Genomic DNA, 15203 nt, shown 5'->3' with positions numbered 1-15203 from the left:
GCGGCTGGCAGCCCGTGCCGGGACTGCCCGCGCCGGAGGCGGTACGGGCGGCCGTGGCCGCCGCCGTCGCCGAGTTCCGGGCCCGCGACGAGGCCCTGCCCCCGCAGCACCGCACCCGGTCCGAGCGGGACCGCATCGGCCGCGAGATCTGGTCGCGCACGCTGGGCGACACCGACCTCCCGCTGCGCGCCGTGCACGCCGCCCAGTCCCTGGGTTTCCTGCGGCCGGTACGGGCCACCGTCCCCCCGGCCACCACCCCCGCCGGCACCCCCACACCGGTGGCGCTGTTCGCCTCCGGCGGCTGGCTGCGGCTGGCCACGCCCTACGGCTCCGTCGCCACCCGGCGTCCCGGCCGGACCGGCGGGCTGGGCGCCCTCCAGGTACGGCCGGTCTGAACGTACGACCCGGCCGGACCGCCTAGCCCGCGGTGTTGATCATCGAGGCGGCCGCGTAGGTCAGGTACCGCCACAGTTGCGCCTCGTGCGCCGGCGCCAGGTCCAGCTCGTCCACCGCGACCCGCATGTGCCGCAGCCACGCGTCGTGCGCGGCCGCGTCCACCTGGAACGGGGCGTGCCGCATGCGCAGGCGCGGGTGGCCGCGGTGGTCGCTGTACGTCGTCGGGCCGCCCCAGTACTGCATCAGGAAGAGCGCGAACCGCTCCTCGGCGGGCCCGAGGTCCTCCTCCGGGTACATCGGACGCAGCAGCGGGTCCCCCGCGACCCCTTGGTAGAAGCGGTGGACCAGACGGCGGAAGGTCTCCTCGCCGCCCACCTGCTCGTAGAAGGTCGTCTCCTGGACCGTGCTCTGCGGATCGTCATTCACCCGACCATCGTCTCAGACGCCCGGACGGAGGACCCCGGTCCTAGGACCCCGGATGCCCGCCCGCGGGGGCGAGGGGTCGCACCCGGAGGCCGCCCGCAGCACAGTGGAGTCATGGGCACGGGCGGCACGGGCGCTCACGCGTCACGCATTCCACGCGATTCCCGCACACCCCCCAGCCCGCCGGGCGGCCCGGGGGCACGGGACCTGCGGGCGACCGCGCACGCCGCCCAGGTACGGGAGCTCACCGCGGCGGGCGCGCTGGAGGACCCGGCCTGGCGGGCGGCCTTCGCGGCCGTGCCCCGGCACCTCTTCGTGCCGTACTTCTGGACCGGCCGGGGCGCCGGGCACGAACGGCTGTGGGGCGAGGACCCCGATCCGGTACGGCGGGCCCGCTGGCTGCGCGGGGTGTACACGGACGCCCCCCTGGCGACGCGGCTGCGCGACGGCGAGCTGGTCTCCTCCAGCAGCCAGCCCTCCCTGATGGCGAAGATGCTGGAGAGCCTGGAGGTGCGCGACGGGGACGACGTGCTGGAGATCGGCGCGGGGACCGGTTACAACGCCGCGCTGCTGTGCCACCGGCTCGGCGAGGAGCACGTCACCACGGTGGACCTCGACGAGGAGATCACCGAGGCGGCGCGGGCCCACCTGGCCCTGCTCGGCTACCGGCCGACGGTGGTCACCGGGGACGGGGCGCGCGGCTGCCCCGCCCGAGCCCCCTTCGACCGGGTCCTGGTGACCTGCACCCTGCCGCTGATCCCGCACGCCTGGCTGGGCCAGTGCCGGCCGGGGGCGCGGATCCTGGCGCCCCTGTCGACCGGGCTGATCGCCCTCACGGTCCGGGACGCCGACTTCGCCGAGGGCCGCTTCCTGCACACCTCCGCCTACTTCGTCCCGCTGCGCGGGGCCACGGCCTCACCGCTGCCCGTGGGGGCGACGGGGCCGCTGCACGGGGTGCCGTACGAGATGGTGGAGAACGAGCGCTTCCAGTTCCTGCTGATCCTGACCGCGGGCGTGCTGCACCCGCGCGAGGCGCTGGACCTGTGGCGCCGCGAGGGCCGGCCGCCGCGCGAGCGGTTCGGCGTCACCGTCACCGACGGGGGCCAGTGGTCCTGGCTCGACGATCCCCAGGGGCCCTACGTGTGGCCCCTGGGGGAGGCGCTCGGATAGCGGCTAGCCGCGGCGGACGGTGATGGTGGTCCAGGCCCCGACGTGGACCCGGTCGCCGTCGGCGAGCGGGACCGGGACGTACGGCTGGATCGGTTCCTCACCGCCGTTGATGGTGGTCCCGTTGGTGGAGTTCTGGTCCACCACGGCCCAGCCGCCGTCGGGCTGCTGCACCAGCACGGCGTGCTGGTGGGAGACACCCGGGTCCTCCGGGGGCACCGACAGGTCGACGTCCGGGGACTCGCCCGTCGAGGCGCGGCGACGCCCGATGGTGATCTGGCCGCCGGAGAGCGGGAGGTGCTGCTCCGGGGAGTACGCGGGCAGGTTGAGCCCGGCCGCCTCGGGGCCGCTGCGCTGCATCATCGCCATGAAGTACGAGCGGTCGGGGCCGATCGTCGCCGTCCAGGATCCGGTGCCGTTCTGGGGCGGGAACGGCTGCTGCGCCTGCTGGGGCGGCTGCGGCTGGTACTCGTGCTGCGGCGGGGCGGGCGGGACCGGCTGCTGCGGGTACTCCGGCGGCGGGGGCTGCTGCTGGTAGTGCGGCTGCTGGTACTCCTGGTGCACGGGCTGCGGCTGCGCGGGCTGGGGCACCACCGGCTGCGCCTGCGGCTGCCGTCCGGAGGCGGGCGGCTGCAGCAGCCAGTCGTCCTCGCCCTGGAGCGGCTCGGCGGGGCGGTTGACCCGCGAGGGCCGGGAGCCCTGGTAGTCGAAGTGGTCCTGGGAGTACACCGGCTGGGGCGGCGCCGGGGGCGGGGGAGGCGGGGTGCCCGCTCCCGCACCGGTCGCCTGGCCCTGGCCCTGGCCCGAGCTCTGGCCCTGGCCCTGGCCCGCCGCATGGCCCGGGCCGCCGATCGGGCCGCCGTTCGGGCCGTTGTTCGGGCCGGCGTCGGGGGCCGAGGCGTACGAGGTCGCGCTGCGCGTCAGGAAGTTGTACCGGCACTCCTCGCAGAACGGCGCCATGGCCTCGCGCGGGGTCCGGCACTGCGGGCACAACTCGGCCTGGGCGGTCGGCTCACCCGTGGTGGGAGGGTAGCCGTAACCGTAGGAGGGCGCCGCGGGGGTGCCCGTAGGGGCAGCCATGCGGTGGCCGCAGACCTCGCACCAGTCGTCGGAGGCGGACTGGTGCCCGTTCGGGCAGGTCGGCATCGCGGCGCTTCCCCCTTCTCCCTGCGTCAAGGCGTCAGGTCTTCTCAGGTCTTCTTCACTCGGACGGTCTGCGTCGAACGCGTTTCAAGGGTCATCTCGTCGGCATCGGCGACCTTCGCCTTCAGCCGCACAGTACCCGCCACGGCATCCACGACGTCCACCACCTTGGCCAGCAGTCTGGCAGTGTCCGCGTTCCCGGAGACGCTGGCCAGCTGCACGGCACGACCCAGTTTCGCCGTGGCGCCGTCGACATCACCCATTTTGCGGGCTTCCAGCCCCTGTTGGATAGCCTGCGCGAGCTCCGCCTGCCCCGTGTAGTGCGCCACTTGCGGGCTGATGGCGGTCGAGGCGGCCAGATCGTCGGTCCACACGGCCCGCACCAGGCCCTGGGCGAGCGGGGGCTGAGGCCCTCCCGACGGGCCGGGAAGCACCAGCGAGGCGCGGGCGGCCAGCATCTCCTGGCCGACGGAGGCACCCGGCACCCGGACGCACACGTGGTACTCGCGGGACTCGTCGCCCCAGGAACCGGTCGGGTAGTCCCCGGCGCGGGGGCCCGCCCCGGTGCGGCGGTCCGTGAGGTCCTGCACGGACGGCGAGACCTGCTTGACGTACCGGATCTCCACGCCGACCGGGGTCCACAGGCGCAGCGCGACGTCCGCGACCTCCTTGCCCATGGCGTTCTCCATCATGCGCGTGAAGTCCTCGGCGAGGTGGGCCGGGTCGGCGACGATGTCGGCGGAGCCGAGCAGCGCGTGCGCGATCCCGGTCACCTCCTTCACCTCCCAGTCGGTGCCCACCCCGCGGGCGTCGCAGGTGAAGCGGCCGGCGCAGGCGTCGAGGGTGGCGCGCAGCACGGCCGGTTCCTCGTGCTCGTTGCGGCCGTCGGTGAGCAGGATGCCGTGCCGGATGGTGGCGGTGGACTGCCGCAGGAGGCCGTCGGCCAGCCGGAGCCAGGTGCCGATGGCGGTGCCGCCGCCCGCACCGAGGCCGCGCAGGGCCTCCTTGGCCCGCGTGCGGGTGTCCGGACCGGCGGTGGCGAGGCGGCCCTGGCCGGGGTAGACCTCCTTCGCCACATGGGTACCGGCGATCACGGCGAAGGCGGTGCCGTCGCGGAGGGTGTCGATCGCGGCGGCGGTGGCCTCGCGCGCGCCGCGCATCTTGTCCGGCGGGTACTCCATCGAGCCGGAGCAGTCCACCATGATCACGACGGCCGCGTCCTGGCCGAGGGCGCGGGTGGCGGTGGCGCCGCCGGTGGAGGTGACGGTCACGATGGCGTGCACGTCCCGCCCGCCCACGGGAAGGAACTCGTTCTGGTACACCTCCACGCTGAAGCGCGGGGCGCTCGGCTTGGCGAAGTTCGCCATCGACAGGACTCCTCGGGGCTGGCTGGGGAGGGCGGATCAGGCCTCGGTGCGCGGTTCCGTCTCCGCCCGCGCCGGTGCTTCCGGTTCCGGTTCTGCTTCCGCTTCGGCTTCCTGCGCTGCTTCCGGTTCCGCGGCGAAGGGCACCACGGCGACGGTGATGTTGTCGTGCCCGCCGCCGTCGAGGGCGTGTCCGACCAGCACCTGCGCGCTGTGCAGGGGGCGGGCCGCGGCGTCCGCGGGGAGGATCTGGGCCATGTCCGTCGCGGACTCGGCGTAGTTCCACAGGCCGTCCGTGCAGACCACGACCACGCCGGGGTGGTCCGGCCGGAAGCTGGCCGTGTGCGGGTCGAGGTCGTAGGCGTCGGCCCCGAGCCAGCCGGTGATGGCGTGCGCGCGGACGTCGGCGTACGCCTCGGCCTCGCCCATCAGACCCGCCGCCACCATCTGCGCGGCCCAGGAGTCGTCCTCGGTGAGGCGGCGCGGCAGGGCGGCCCGGTCGTCCGGGACCCAGTAGGCGCGGCTGTCGCCGACCCAGCCGATGGTCAGGACCCCGCCGCTGACGACCGCGCCGACCAGGGTGCAGGCCGGGGCGTTCTGGGCGCCGGGGGTCTGCGGGGCGAGGGCGTTCACGGCGGCGGCCGCCGCCAGGATCGCGCCGTGCATGGCCTCCGACGGGTGGGCGCCGCGGGGGAGCGCGTCGAGCAGGGCCTCGTTGGCGGCGCCGGCGGCCGCCGCGGACGCCTCGTCGGGGCGGCTCGCGGAGGACACCCCGTCGCAGACGATGGCCACGGTGGCGGCGGAGCCGTCGGGCAGCGCGGTGGCCGCGACGGCGAAGGAGTCCTCGTTGCGGTGGTGGCGCAGTCCGCGGTCGCTGACCGCGGCGACGCTGCAGAGCTCCTCCTCCAGGTGGTCGCGTTCGCGGGGCTGCGCGTGGCCGCAGTGCTCGCAGTACCCGTCGGTGTCCACGTGCCCGGCCCGGCAGGCGACGCAGGTCTTCCCGCCGTCCCCCTGCGGGGCGGCCGCGTACGGGTCCTCGGGCGCGGGCGGGCCCCAGGGCGTGCCCCCGGGGGGCGTTCCGGTCCCGCCGGGGAGGTCGTGGCGGACGGGTTCCTCGTCGTACGGGGTCTCGTGCCCGGAGTCGGCGGAACCCCACGGGCCGCCGCCCGGCCGTGCGGAGGCGTCCCCGGCCGGGGTCGGGGCGTGCTCGTCGGTGCCGCCCCATCCGGGCGCGGGCACCCCGGAGAAGCCGGCGTGCGCGGCGGTGTCCCCGGCCGGGGTCCCGGCCGCCGACGCCGGGGCCGACACCAGGGCGGCCCCGGCCGGATCCGCCGCGGCGGCGTACCGGGGACCCGCCGGCGCGGGGGAGCGGGACCCGCCCGCGAGGGCGGACTCCCCGGCGGGCCCGGCCCCGGGCCCGGCCACCGGGGTGACCGGGAGGGTCGGCGTCGGATCCGGGTCAGGGGGCGGCGAGGAGAGGGCGTATCCGCACACGCCGCAGAAACGGTCCCCCTCTTCGAGGGGCTCCGCGCAGCCGGGGCAGCCCGACAGCCGATGCATCGACATCAATCACACCCACGTCCGGGGTCGGAAACGGTTTGCCCGCTCCACCAGTTCGATCCTCTCCTCGCCCCGCTGCGCCAGCCGGGCGAGGACGCGGTAAGAGCGCTCCAGGCCGAAGCGCAGCCCCCGCTCGTCCAGTTGACTGCCGAGCAACGAGGTCCGGCCGGGGTCGGCACCCCGGCTACCCGACAGTACCCAGTCCAGGGCCGAGCCCAGAACCTCCGTCGTCAGCCGCTCCTGCCGCTCCGGATCCAGCCCGAACCGGCGCAGCGCCTCCACCTGGTCCGACGCGGCCGAGAGATCGGCCAGCAGGGCCTCGTGAGGGGACCGGTCGCGCAGGCGTGCCCGTACGGCCGCCACCCGTGCGGCGGTGTAGTGGATCGAGGCCTCCGGCACGGACTCCAGGGTGAGCACCGCCGCCTCCCGGTCCCCGGCGGCCAGTTGCACCCGGGCCAGCCCGAAGGCCGCGCTGACGAACCCCGGATCGGTGATCCAGACCAGCCGGTAGTACTCGGCGGCGTTGTCCAGTTGCCCCAGCACCTCCGCGCACAGGCCGAGGGCCAGCTTCGGGGCGGGTTCGCCGGGGAAGGCGTCGTAGATGGCGTCGAAGGACAGGGCCGCTATCTCGTCGTCGCCGGTGGCCAGCGAGGCGATCCCGCGGGCCCACACCACCCGCCAGTCGTCCGGGTGCCGCTCCTCCAGTTCGGCCAGGGCCTCTCCGGCGACGGCCGGTTCGCCCAGTTCGAGCCGGGCGCGCAGCTCCCGCAGCCGCAGCTCGGCGGAGTCGGCCGGGGCCGAGCCGAGCGCGCCCAGCAGGTCGGCCGGGGCGGAGGCGAGGAGCCCGGCCAGGAAACCGGCGTTCGGGTCGGCCGGGTCCACCAGCGGCACCGGCAGGGCCAGTGCAGTGTCGTGCGCGTCGAGCGGGGCGGGCCCGGTCGCCGCCGCCGGTGCGGCCACGGCGGCTCGCCCGGCCCCGGCACCCGAAGGAAGCGGAACCGGTACCGGAAGCGGGTCCGCCGCCGCGCTCCCGAGGCGGGGCTGCGGCACCGCGGCGCCCGCCACGTGCGTGGCGGTGGTGCCGAGCGCGGGCACGCTCCCGGCTCCGGACGGCTCCGGCACACCCGCGCCGGCCACACCGGCCACACCGGCCGCGCCACCCGCGCCGGCCGTCCCGGCACCCGCAGACCCGCCCGGAGCCGGAAGCGGAGCCGGAATCGGAGCAGGAAGCGGAGCAGGAAGCGGAGCCAGCCCGGGAACCGCCGCCACCGCCCGGCTCCGACGCCCCCAGACGCGGCGCGGGATCTCCCGCACACCCAGCCGGGACACCTCGGCCCCGTCCGCGTCGGCGTACAACCGGGTGTCGGGAACCCGCAGTTCCGGCCCGAACAGGGTCGACGGCTGCGGCCGAGGCCGCCCCGTCTGGAGCGCGACCACCTCGCGCAGCACGCCCGTCAGCTGGTCCGCCATCTCCTGCGCGGAGGCGAACCGCCGCCCGGGATCCGGGTCGGTCGCCCGCACGAGCAGCCGGTAGAAGGACTCGTACCGCCCGAAGACCTCGATGTGCTCCGGGTCCGGCAGCGAGTCCACGAACACGTTCGTGTAGCCCTGGAAGTCGAAGGTCAGCACCGCCAGGGTGCGCGCCACCGTGTACAGGTCCGAGGCCACGGAGGGGCCCAGCTCCGCCACCTCGGGCGCCTGGTAGCCCACCGTGCCGTATATCGCGGACTCGTCGTCGTCCATCCGCCGGACCGCGCCCATGTCGATCAGCTTCAACTGGTCCTGCTGCTGGATGGCGTTGTCGACCTTGAAGTCGCAGTAAAGCAGGTTCCGGCTGTGCAGGTGGCCGAGGGCCTCCAGTGCCTCGATCCCGTACGCGCACGCCTGTTCCACCGGCAGCGGGTCCCGCCGTCCGTCGGGCCTCCGCCGCTCGTTCGCGATCTCCTTCAGGGACTTGCCGCCCACGTACTCCATGACGATGTACCCGTCGAGCGAGCCCGTCCGCTGGTCCAGGTGCTCCACGAAGTTGTAGATCCGCACGATGTTGGAGTGCTCGATTTCCGCCAGGAAGCGCCGCTCGGAGATGGCCGCCTCCATCGCGTCCTGGTCGCCGGTGTCCAGCAGGCCCTTGAGGACCACCCACCGGTTCGAGACCGCCCGGTCCACCGCCAGGTAGACCCAGCCCAGGCCGCCGTGTGCCAGACAGCCCGCCACCTCGTACTGGCCGTGCACCACGTCACCGGCGCGCAGCTTCGGCACGAAGGAGTACGGGTGCCCGCACTTGGTGCAGAACCCCTCCGTGCGGCCCGGCCGGTCGCCGCGCGCGCGGCCCACCGGCGCCCCGCAGTCCGAACGCGAGCAGAACCGCTTGCGCTCCGGCACCTCCGGGTTCTCCAGCACCGCCGCCGAAGGATCCGGACGCGGCACCTGCGGCATGGTGACCAGCCCGGCGCCCAGCCTGCTGCGCCCCGAGGAGGGGGCGGAGGAGCCCGCACTGCGCACCGACACCGAACGGGTGGACGCGGCGCCCGGCAGGGACCGAGAGAGCCGCCCCGACACCGAACGGCGCGAGGACGAGGAGCGAGAGGACCGCGAGGAGCGCGCCGAGGCCGAGGAGCGGCCCGAACCGTGCGAGCCCGCCGACCCCCGGGAATCCCCGTGCCGGGCCGCGCTGGTCATCCCCGTCGGCGGCGACACCAGCTCTTCCGCGCCCGCCGAAACCGCGCCGACCGGCGCGAGCCCGCAGGTGTCGCAGTAGAGCTCCCCGCCGCCCATGTCCTCGTACGTCCCCGGGCAGCCGGGACGCACGCACGGCGTTCCGATCAGGCTCACGCGTCCTCCTCCCCCGGCCCGGCGGGCCGGTGGTCCTGCGGCAGGGGCTGCCTCGGCACCAGTGTCTCGGCCGTCGCGCTCTGGTAGCGCAGGACGGCCTGCTCGGCGGCGCGCAGGTCGCACGGCGCGCTCCACAGCATCCGCCGTGCCGTGTCGTACCGCTCGATCAGCAGCGGGTCCTCCGCCATGCCGTGCCGGGCCACCTTCGCCTTGTACGCGTCCAGCCGGCCGCGCAGTTCCGCCCGCACCGCCAGCGGGGCCGTCACCGCGGTCAACGATTCGCGGGCCCGTCGGAGTTCCTCGTCGGCCCGGTCCTCCAGGGAGTCCAGCAGCGGCGACAGCCGGTGCCACTGGGAGCGCCGCCGGTACTCGGCCGCCGCCGCCAACTGCTCCTGCAGGGCCGTCGGCGGGCCGCTGACCGCCGGGACCTCGGACGCCGCGATCTTCGCCAGCACCTCGCCGCGCGCCGTCCGCGCCTCCGCCAGGGTCCGGTCGGCCCGCGAGAGCACGTCCCGCACACCGATCAGCCGCGCCTCCGCGTCCTGCCGCACGGTCAGCACCGCCTCCACCTCACGGCGTACGTCGTCCAGCGCGCGGGCCGCCCGGTCGTAGCGGCCGGTATCGGGCCGGCCGCCGCCGGGGGCGGAGCTCCCCGCCACCGGGATCCAGAACCCCAGAGGGTCCGCGATCACCTGCGCGCGCAGCTCCGTCAGCTCGGCGGTGATCTCCTCCAGGTCGTCCCCCGAGGGGTGTTCGCCCGGCCGCACCCCCACCGAGTGCGCGAGCGCGCGCGTACGGTGCAGTTCGGCGCCGAGCAGGTCGATCCGCGCGGGCAGCGCCGACCACACCGAGTCGGCGGCGACCACCACGTCCAGCGAGCCGGCGTACAGCTCGTTCATCCGGGCCACCAGCTCGGCCAGCGAGAACCGCTCCGCGAGCGCGGCGCCCCCGGCCCCGGCCCCGGCGATCACCACTCCGGGACCGCGCAGCCGCTCGGTCAGCTCGGCCAGGTCCTCCCGGGTGGGCCAGCGGCGCCGCTCCCGGATCTCCCGGGCCGCGGCCAGCGCCCCGCTGTAGGCGTCGAAGTAGGTCCACAGCCGGGTGACCGCCGCGTCGGCGGCGGCCCAGCGCTCCTCGGTGACCCCGCTCAGCGCGGCGCCCTCCAGCAGCCGGCGGCCGGCGTGGTCCTGGAGGGCGAGCAGCGAGGTCTCCACCGCTTCGTGCTCCGCGCCCAGCCGCGCCAGCGCTCGGTCGACCTCGTCCCGGTCCATCACGTCCCGCCCCGTTCCCGGATGGCTCGCGTACGGCTTCGATTCCGACACCGGCCTCAGCCGTTCCGGTACTTGGGCGCGGGCGGCTGGGCCGGGCTCGGCAGCACGTTCGCGAAGTGCTTGCGGTAGGAGGTCACCCAGGGGCTCTGCTCGCCGCCCGCGCGGTAGTTCTCCAGCACCTTGTTGACCCGGCGCACCAGGTCGGAGGCGTCCTTGTTCATCGCCACCCCGTAGAACTCGCGGGTGAAGGGGGCGCCCACCAGCTGCACCGACGGGTCCTGCGCCGCCTGGCCGGCGGCCAGGGCGTTGTCCGTGATGATGCCGTCCACCTCGCCCAGCTGCAGCCGCACCAGGCAGTCCAGCTGGTTGGGCACGGACACCGGCACCGCGCCGTACGACGTGGCCTTGAGCGCCGTCTCCGCCGTGGAACCGGCGGCCGTGCAGATCCGGCGGCCCTTCAGGGAGGCGTCGTAGCCGGTGATGTGCGAACCCTTGGGGACCAGCACCTGCTGCCCGGCCTCGAAGTAGGCCGTGGAGAAGGCCACGTCCTCCAGCCGCTTGCAGTTGATCGTCATGGTCCGCACGACGATGTCGACACGGCCCTCCTGGAGCGCCGGGATGCGCTGGCTGGTGGGGATGGCCCGGTAGATGACCGCGTCCTCCCGGCCCAGGATGTCCTTGGCTATGGCCTTGACCAGGTCGATGTCGAAGCCGTCGAGGTGGCCGTCCGGATTGCGGTAGCCCCACTTGAAGCTGTTCTGGTCCACACCCGCCACCAGCTTGCCCGCCTTGCGGATCCGCTCGATCGTCGGACCGTCCAGACCGGACGGGGCCAGGCTGGCCTCCGGGTCCTGGCAGGTGTCGGCGGGGGCGAAGGGGGCCGCGGCCATGGTGGCCGGCTCCTGGACCGCGGTGCGGTGCGCCGTCCCCGGCGAGGTCCTGGCCAGCGGCAGCAGCACCGCCGCCGCCGTCACCGCGCAGGCGGCGGCCATCGCGGTCACCCCGCCCCAGCCGCGCAGCCGGTGCGCGGCCCGTCGCGGCCGGACCGCCCCGGGCGCCCCGGCCCCGGAGGGTGCACCGGCCGTCTCCCCGGCCGTCGCCCCAGCCGTGACCGGGGCCGCCTCGTGCCCCGCCCGTGTCCGCCGTATCCGCATCGATCTCACCTGTACTCCGAAAGCCTGCGACCGATGCCGAGGAGGGCGGCGGCCGCGCCGACGGCCGCCAGCGCCGCCGAGCCCGTGATCAGCCCGCCCAGTGCGCCGAGCCCGCCCCGGGCGGCCCGGGTGAACTGGTTCTGCTCGTGGGCCACGGCCCGTTCCAGGGAGGCGTCCACCGTGTCGAACGAGGCCCCGCTGCTGTCCGGGTGCCGCTCGTCCCCGATGACCTGGGGAAGGGCGAGCTCGTAGTCGCCCTTCATGTCCGACTCCCGGGCCGCCGCGTGCCGCTGCTTCCACTGCGCCACACCGGCCACGGCCTGCGAGACGGGCGCGCGGCCGCTCGTGTCGTCGGCCAGGCGCAGGGCCCGCGCCAGCCCCTCGTCGAGCTGTTTCATGTTCTTCTCGTAGTCCACGTCGTACTTGTCGGACTTCTTGTCCGCGGCCAGTACGGCGCCCCGCGCGATCAGCGTCAGGTTCTCGTTGGCCCGCGCCTGGAGCGAGGCGATCCGCGCGTCGTTGAGCACCTTCAGCGACTCCTGGCCGTCGGTCCGCGCCTCGCTCAGCCCCGACCGGGCGAGCGTCTGGCCGACCGTCAGCCACAGCAGCACGACGGCGGCGGCGACCGTCGCGGCGAGCAGCCCGTGGTTGAAGACCCGGTGGGTGCGCAGGTAGTTGCGGCGCTGGGCCCACACCAGGGCGGCGAGGGCCAGCAGCCCCGCACCGGTCGAGGCCAGGGGCCAGGAGCGGGCCTCGTCGTAGTCCGTGTAGAGCCGGCCGGTCTCCGCCTCGTACAGGCGCTGCGCGGCGGGCAGCAGGACCGTGCTCATCTGCTCGTTGGCGTAGCGCAGGTAGGCGCCGCCGAGCGGCAGGCCCTGCCGGTTGGTCGCGCGGGCCTGCTCGATCAGGCCCGTGTAGCGCGGCAGCTGCTCACCGAGGAGGGCGATCTCCTTGCGGGAGTCCCCGCCCGCGCCGGTGTTCGCGGCGGCGCTCACCAGCAGCCGCGAGGCGTTGGCGATGTCCTTCTCGTAGCGCAGGCGCACTTCGCGGGGCTCCTGGGCGCCCGCCAGGAAGCCGCTGGAGGAGGCCGTGTCGGCGTCCGCGAGGGAGCGGTAGATGCTCGCCGCGTCCGCGCTCAGCGGCTGGCTGCGGCCCACCACGTCGTCCGCGGCGGTGACCCGGCCGGAGACCTCCCACACCGCGACCGTGCCGAACAGGACGACCAGGGCGGCCAGCACGGCGCCGATGATCCGCAGCCGGCCCGGCTCGGTCGTGGCCGCGGCGCGCAGCCGCTCCACGCCCTCCGCCCAGGCGGTGCTCCGCCCCGGCGGCCCCGCCGGCGCGGGCGGTCCCGCATCCGGTCCGGCGGGCAGCCCGGAGGCGGCGCTCCCGGGCGCGGTCGCGCGTGTCGTGATGGCCACCGTGACCTCCCCCTCGGTCCTCTGCTCCGGAGCAGTATGGCCGTAGTGGCGCCCGACCACAGCACCCGGAGCCCGATCTTGGGCGTACCGACGCCCCCGTGCGCCCCCCTGACGCTCCCCGGCTTCCCGTTCCCCTTCCCCCTCAATACGCCGGGCCGCGCCCTGCGGTTCCCGACTCGCCCGCCCGGGAGGCGGGTTCAGCCGAAGTGGGCACGGAGCTTCGCGTGGGCCCCGTGCGGGGCGTCGACGGCGTCCAGGCCGAGGAGGGCGGCGCCCAGGACCGGCGGGGCCGTCACCACCGAGAGCCGGGCCAGCGGGGCCCGGGCGGCGAGGAGTTCCCCGATCCGGTCGTTGAGCTGCGGGTGCCGGGCCGCGAGGACGCTGCCGCCCAGCAGCACCGGCACGTCCTCCCGCAGCAGACCCAGCCGCTCCAGCGCCACCGTGGCCAGCGCCACCACCTCGCCGGCCTGCCGTTCCACGATCGCCGAGGCCACCGGGTCGCCCGCGGCGGCCACCGCGAACAGCACCGGTACCAGTTCGTGCATGCGCCCGCGGGGCACGGCGCCCAGGTGGAGGGCCTCGATCAGCGCGGCCATCGAGGCCAGCCCGAAGTGCGCGGGCAGGGCCCGCGCGAGGCCGGTGGGGCCGCCGCGTCCGTCCTCGGCCCGCGCCGCCCACCACATGGCGTCCTCTGCCAGGCCGCCCCCGCCGCCCCAGTCGCCGGAGATCACCCCGAGGGCGGGGAAGCGGGCGGTCCGGCCGTCGGGCAGCATCCCGACGCAGTTGATCCCCGCCCCGCACACCACCGCGACCCCGCGCGGCAGGTCCGCGCCGGACAGTCCCGCCCGCAGGATTGCGAAGGTGTCGTTGCGCACCTCGGTCCGCACGCCCCAGCCCCGCGCGCCGACCGCGGCGGTGAGCCGCCGTTCCTCCACCGGCAGGTCGGCGTTGGCCAGACAGGCCGAGACGACGTCGGCGCAGGGCGCGCCGGGCCGCAGCCCGGCGGCCCCGGCGGCCTCCGCGACGGCCCGCGCGAGCACGTCCACGGCCGCCTCGACCCCGACCCGGGGCGGCTGGAAGCCCCCCGAGCGCCCGGTGCCGAGGACGCTGCCGTCGGCGCCGATCAGGGCCACGTCGGTCTTGCTGTTGCCCGCGTCGATGGCGAGGACGGCCGCCGAGGGGCCGTTCGCGCCGGTCACGCCGGTCACGCCCATGGCAGGTGCTCCTTGTTGTGCGCGAGCAGCCGGTCGGTCAGCCCCTCGGCGAGGTCGTACTGCCCGACCAGCGGATGCGCGAGGAGCGCCTTGAAGACCCGCTCGCGCCCGCCGCGCAGCGCCGCGTCGAGCGCGAGGTCCTCGTACGCGCTGACGTGCGCGGTCAGTCCGGCGAACAGGGGGTCCAGGCGGGGCACGGGCAGCGGTACGGGACCGGAGCCGTCGACCCGGGCCTGGACCTCGATGACGGCGTCGTCGGGCAGGAAGGGCAGGGTGCCCTGGTTGAGGGTGTTGACCACCTGCACGGACGGGCCGCCGTCGCCCAGCAGGGCCGCGGCCAGGTCCACGGCGGCCTCCGAGTAGAACGCGCCGCCCCGCTTGGCCAGCAGCGCGGGCTTCTCGTCGAGCGCGGGGTCCCCGTACAGGGCGAGGAGTTCCTTCTCCATCGCGGCGACCTCGGCGGCCCGGGAGGGCTTCTCGCCCAGTTCCCGGACCACCTCGTCGTGGGCGTAGAAGTAGCGCAGGTAGTACGAGGGCACGACCCCGAGCCGGTCCAGGAGGGCGCGCGGCAGGCGCAGGTCGGCGGCGACGGCGTCGCCGTGCCCGGCCAGCAGCCGGGGCAGCACGTCGGTGCCGTCGGGCCCGCCGAGGCGTACGCCCGTCTCCCAGGTGAGGTGGTTGAGCCCGACGTGGTCGAGGTGGACCTCGGCGGGGGCCACGTCCAGCAGGGCGGCGAACTTCCGCTGGAGACCGATGGCGACGTTGCACAGTCCGACCGCCTTGTGGCCGGCCCCGAGCAGGGCCCGGGTGACGATCCCGACGGGGTTGGTGAAGTCGATGATCCAGGCGTCGGGGGCGCTCCGGCGGACCCGTTCGGCGATGTCCAGCACCACGGGGACGGTGCGCAGGGCCTTGGCGAGGCCGCCCGCGCCGGTGGTCTCCTGGCCGACGCAGCCGCACTCCAGCGGCCAGGTCTCGTCCCGGAGCCGGGCGGCCTGCCCGCCGACGCGCAGTTGCAGCAGGACCGCGTCGGCACCGGCCACCCCGGCGTCGAGGTCGCCGGTGGTGGTGACGGTGCCCGGGTGGCCCTGGCGGGCGAGGATCCGCCGGGCCAGGCCGCCGATCAGCTCCAGCCGTTCGGCGGCGGGGTCGATGAGCACCAGTTCGGTGACCGGCAGGGTGTCGCGCAGGCGCGCGAAGCCGTCGATCAGTTCGGGCGTGTAGGTGGAACCGCCGCCCACCACTGCGAGTTTCATCG

The 15203-nt window shown here is 75.4% G+C and carries 11 protein-coding genes and 1 pseudogene; 2 read left to right on the top strand and 10 right to left on the bottom strand.

The window, feature by feature from the left end:
• Positions 1-395, top strand: a pseudogene (locus ABZW32_RS19045) (hypothetical protein); the annotation flags it as partial.
• 22 nt (positions 396-417) lie between these two features.
• Here the strand turns inward: ABZW32_RS19045 and ABZW32_RS19040 are convergent.
• Complete coding sequence (locus ABZW32_RS19040; RefSeq protein ID WP_356217321.1) at positions 418-822, bottom strand: globin; 405 nt, start codon at positions 820-822, stop codon at positions 418-420.
• Between the two features lie 111 nt (positions 823-933).
• Between ABZW32_RS19040 and ABZW32_RS19035 the strand changes: the two genes are divergently transcribed.
• Positions 934-1989 (top strand): methyltransferase domain-containing protein, encoded by a 1056-nt coding sequence (locus tag ABZW32_RS19035; protein WP_356217320.1) that lies wholly within the window; start codon positions 934-936, stop codon positions 1987-1989.
• 3 nt (positions 1990-1992) lie between these two features.
• Here ABZW32_RS19035 and ABZW32_RS19030 read toward each other — a convergent pair whose 3' ends face one another.
• From ABZW32_RS19030 to ABZW32_RS18990, 9 genes are all read right to left on the bottom strand, one after another.
• Positions 1993-3132 (bottom strand): FHA domain-containing protein, encoded by a 1140-nt coding sequence (locus tag ABZW32_RS19030; RefSeq protein ID WP_356217318.1) that lies wholly within the window; start codon positions 3130-3132, stop codon positions 1993-1995.
• Between the two features lie 44 nt (positions 3133-3176).
• On the bottom strand, positions 3177-4496 hold the full coding sequence (locus ABZW32_RS19025) for a VWA domain-containing protein (protein WP_356217316.1): 1320 nt from the start codon (positions 4494-4496) through the stop codon (positions 3177-3179).
• A 36-nt stretch (positions 4497-4532) separates the two neighbouring features.
• On the bottom strand, positions 4533-6059 hold the full coding sequence (locus ABZW32_RS19020; protein ID WP_356217314.1) for a protein phosphatase 2C domain-containing protein: 1527 nt from the start codon (positions 6057-6059) through the stop codon (positions 4533-4535).
• 3 nt (positions 6060-6062) lie between these two features.
• Positions 6063-8828 carry a tetratricopeptide repeat protein gene (locus ABZW32_RS19015; RefSeq protein ID WP_356217331.1) on the bottom strand — a complete coding sequence of 922 codons (2766 nt, stop codon included), beginning with the start codon at positions 8826-8828 and terminating at the stop codon, positions 6063-6065.
• 53 nt (positions 8829-8881) lie between these two features.
• Positions 8882-10156: a hypothetical protein gene (locus tag ABZW32_RS19010; RefSeq protein ID WP_356217329.1), complete on the bottom strand. Its 1275-nt coding sequence runs from the start codon at positions 10154-10156 to the stop codon at positions 8882-8884.
• Positions 10157-10212: 56 nt separating this feature from the next.
• Positions 10213-11148 (bottom strand): glutamate ABC transporter substrate-binding protein, encoded by a 936-nt coding sequence (locus tag ABZW32_RS19005; protein ID WP_356217327.1) that lies wholly within the window; start codon positions 11146-11148, stop codon positions 10213-10215.
• Positions 11149-11315: 167 nt separating this feature from the next.
• Positions 11316-12608 (bottom strand): hypothetical protein, encoded by a 1293-nt coding sequence (locus ABZW32_RS19000; protein ID WP_356217325.1) that lies wholly within the window; start codon positions 12606-12608, stop codon positions 11316-11318.
• 320 nt (positions 12609-12928) lie between these two features.
• Positions 12929-13945 carry a BadF/BadG/BcrA/BcrD ATPase family protein gene (locus ABZW32_RS18995; protein ID WP_356217312.1) on the bottom strand — a complete coding sequence of 339 codons (1017 nt, stop codon included), beginning with the start codon at positions 13943-13945 and terminating at the stop codon, positions 12929-12931.
• A complete protein-coding gene (locus ABZW32_RS18990) occupies positions 13936-15201 on the bottom strand; it encodes a 6-phospho-beta-glucosidase (RefSeq protein WP_356217311.1) in 1266 nt (421 codons plus the stop codon). Before ABZW32_RS18990 ends, ABZW32_RS18995 begins: the two co-directional genes overlap by 10 nt.
• Positions 15202-15203 lie beyond the last annotated feature (2 nt).

The sequence above is a fragment of the Streptomyces sp. NPDC004667 genome, assembly GCF_040609475.1.
Taxonomy (GTDB): Bacteria; Actinomycetota; Actinomycetes; order Streptomycetales; family Streptomycetaceae; genus Streptomyces.
The sequence above is the reverse complement of the archived record's forward strand: the minus strand, read 5'-3'. Positions and strand labels throughout refer to the sequence as shown.

Coding starts and splice junctions, on each gene's coding strand:
- ABZW32_RS19025 (WP_356217316.1), bottom strand. CDS start 4,496: ATGGCGAACTTCGCCAAGCCGAGCGCCCCGCGCTTCAGCGTGGAGGTG.
- ABZW32_RS19010 (WP_356217329.1), bottom strand. CDS start 10,156: ATGGACCGGGACGAGGTCGACCGAGCGCTGGCGCGGCTGGGCGCGGAG.
- ABZW32_RS19005 (WP_356217327.1), bottom strand. CDS start 11,148: ATGGCCGCCGCCTGCGCGGTGACGGCGGCGGCGGTGCTGCTGCCGCTG.
- ABZW32_RS18990 (WP_356217311.1), bottom strand. CDS start 15,201: ATGAAACTCGCAGTGGTGGGCGGCGGTTCCACCTACACGCCCGAACTG.
- ABZW32_RS19015 (WP_356217331.1), bottom strand. CDS start 8,828: ATGGGCGGCGGGGAGCTCTACTGCGACACCTGCGGGCTCGCGCCGGTC.
- ABZW32_RS18995 (WP_356217312.1), bottom strand. CDS start 13,945: ATGGGCGTGACCGGCGTGACCGGCGCGAACGGCCCCTCGGCGGCCGTC.
- ABZW32_RS19035 (WP_356217320.1), top strand. CDS start 934: ATGGGCACGGGCGGCACGGGCGCTCACGCGTCACGCATTCCACGCGAT.
- ABZW32_RS19030 (WP_356217318.1), bottom strand. CDS start 3,132: ATGCCGACCTGCCCGAACGGGCACCAGTCCGCCTCCGACGACTGGTGC.
- ABZW32_RS19020 (WP_356217314.1), bottom strand. CDS start 6,059: ATGTCGATGCATCGGCTGTCGGGCTGCCCCGGCTGCGCGGAGCCCCTC.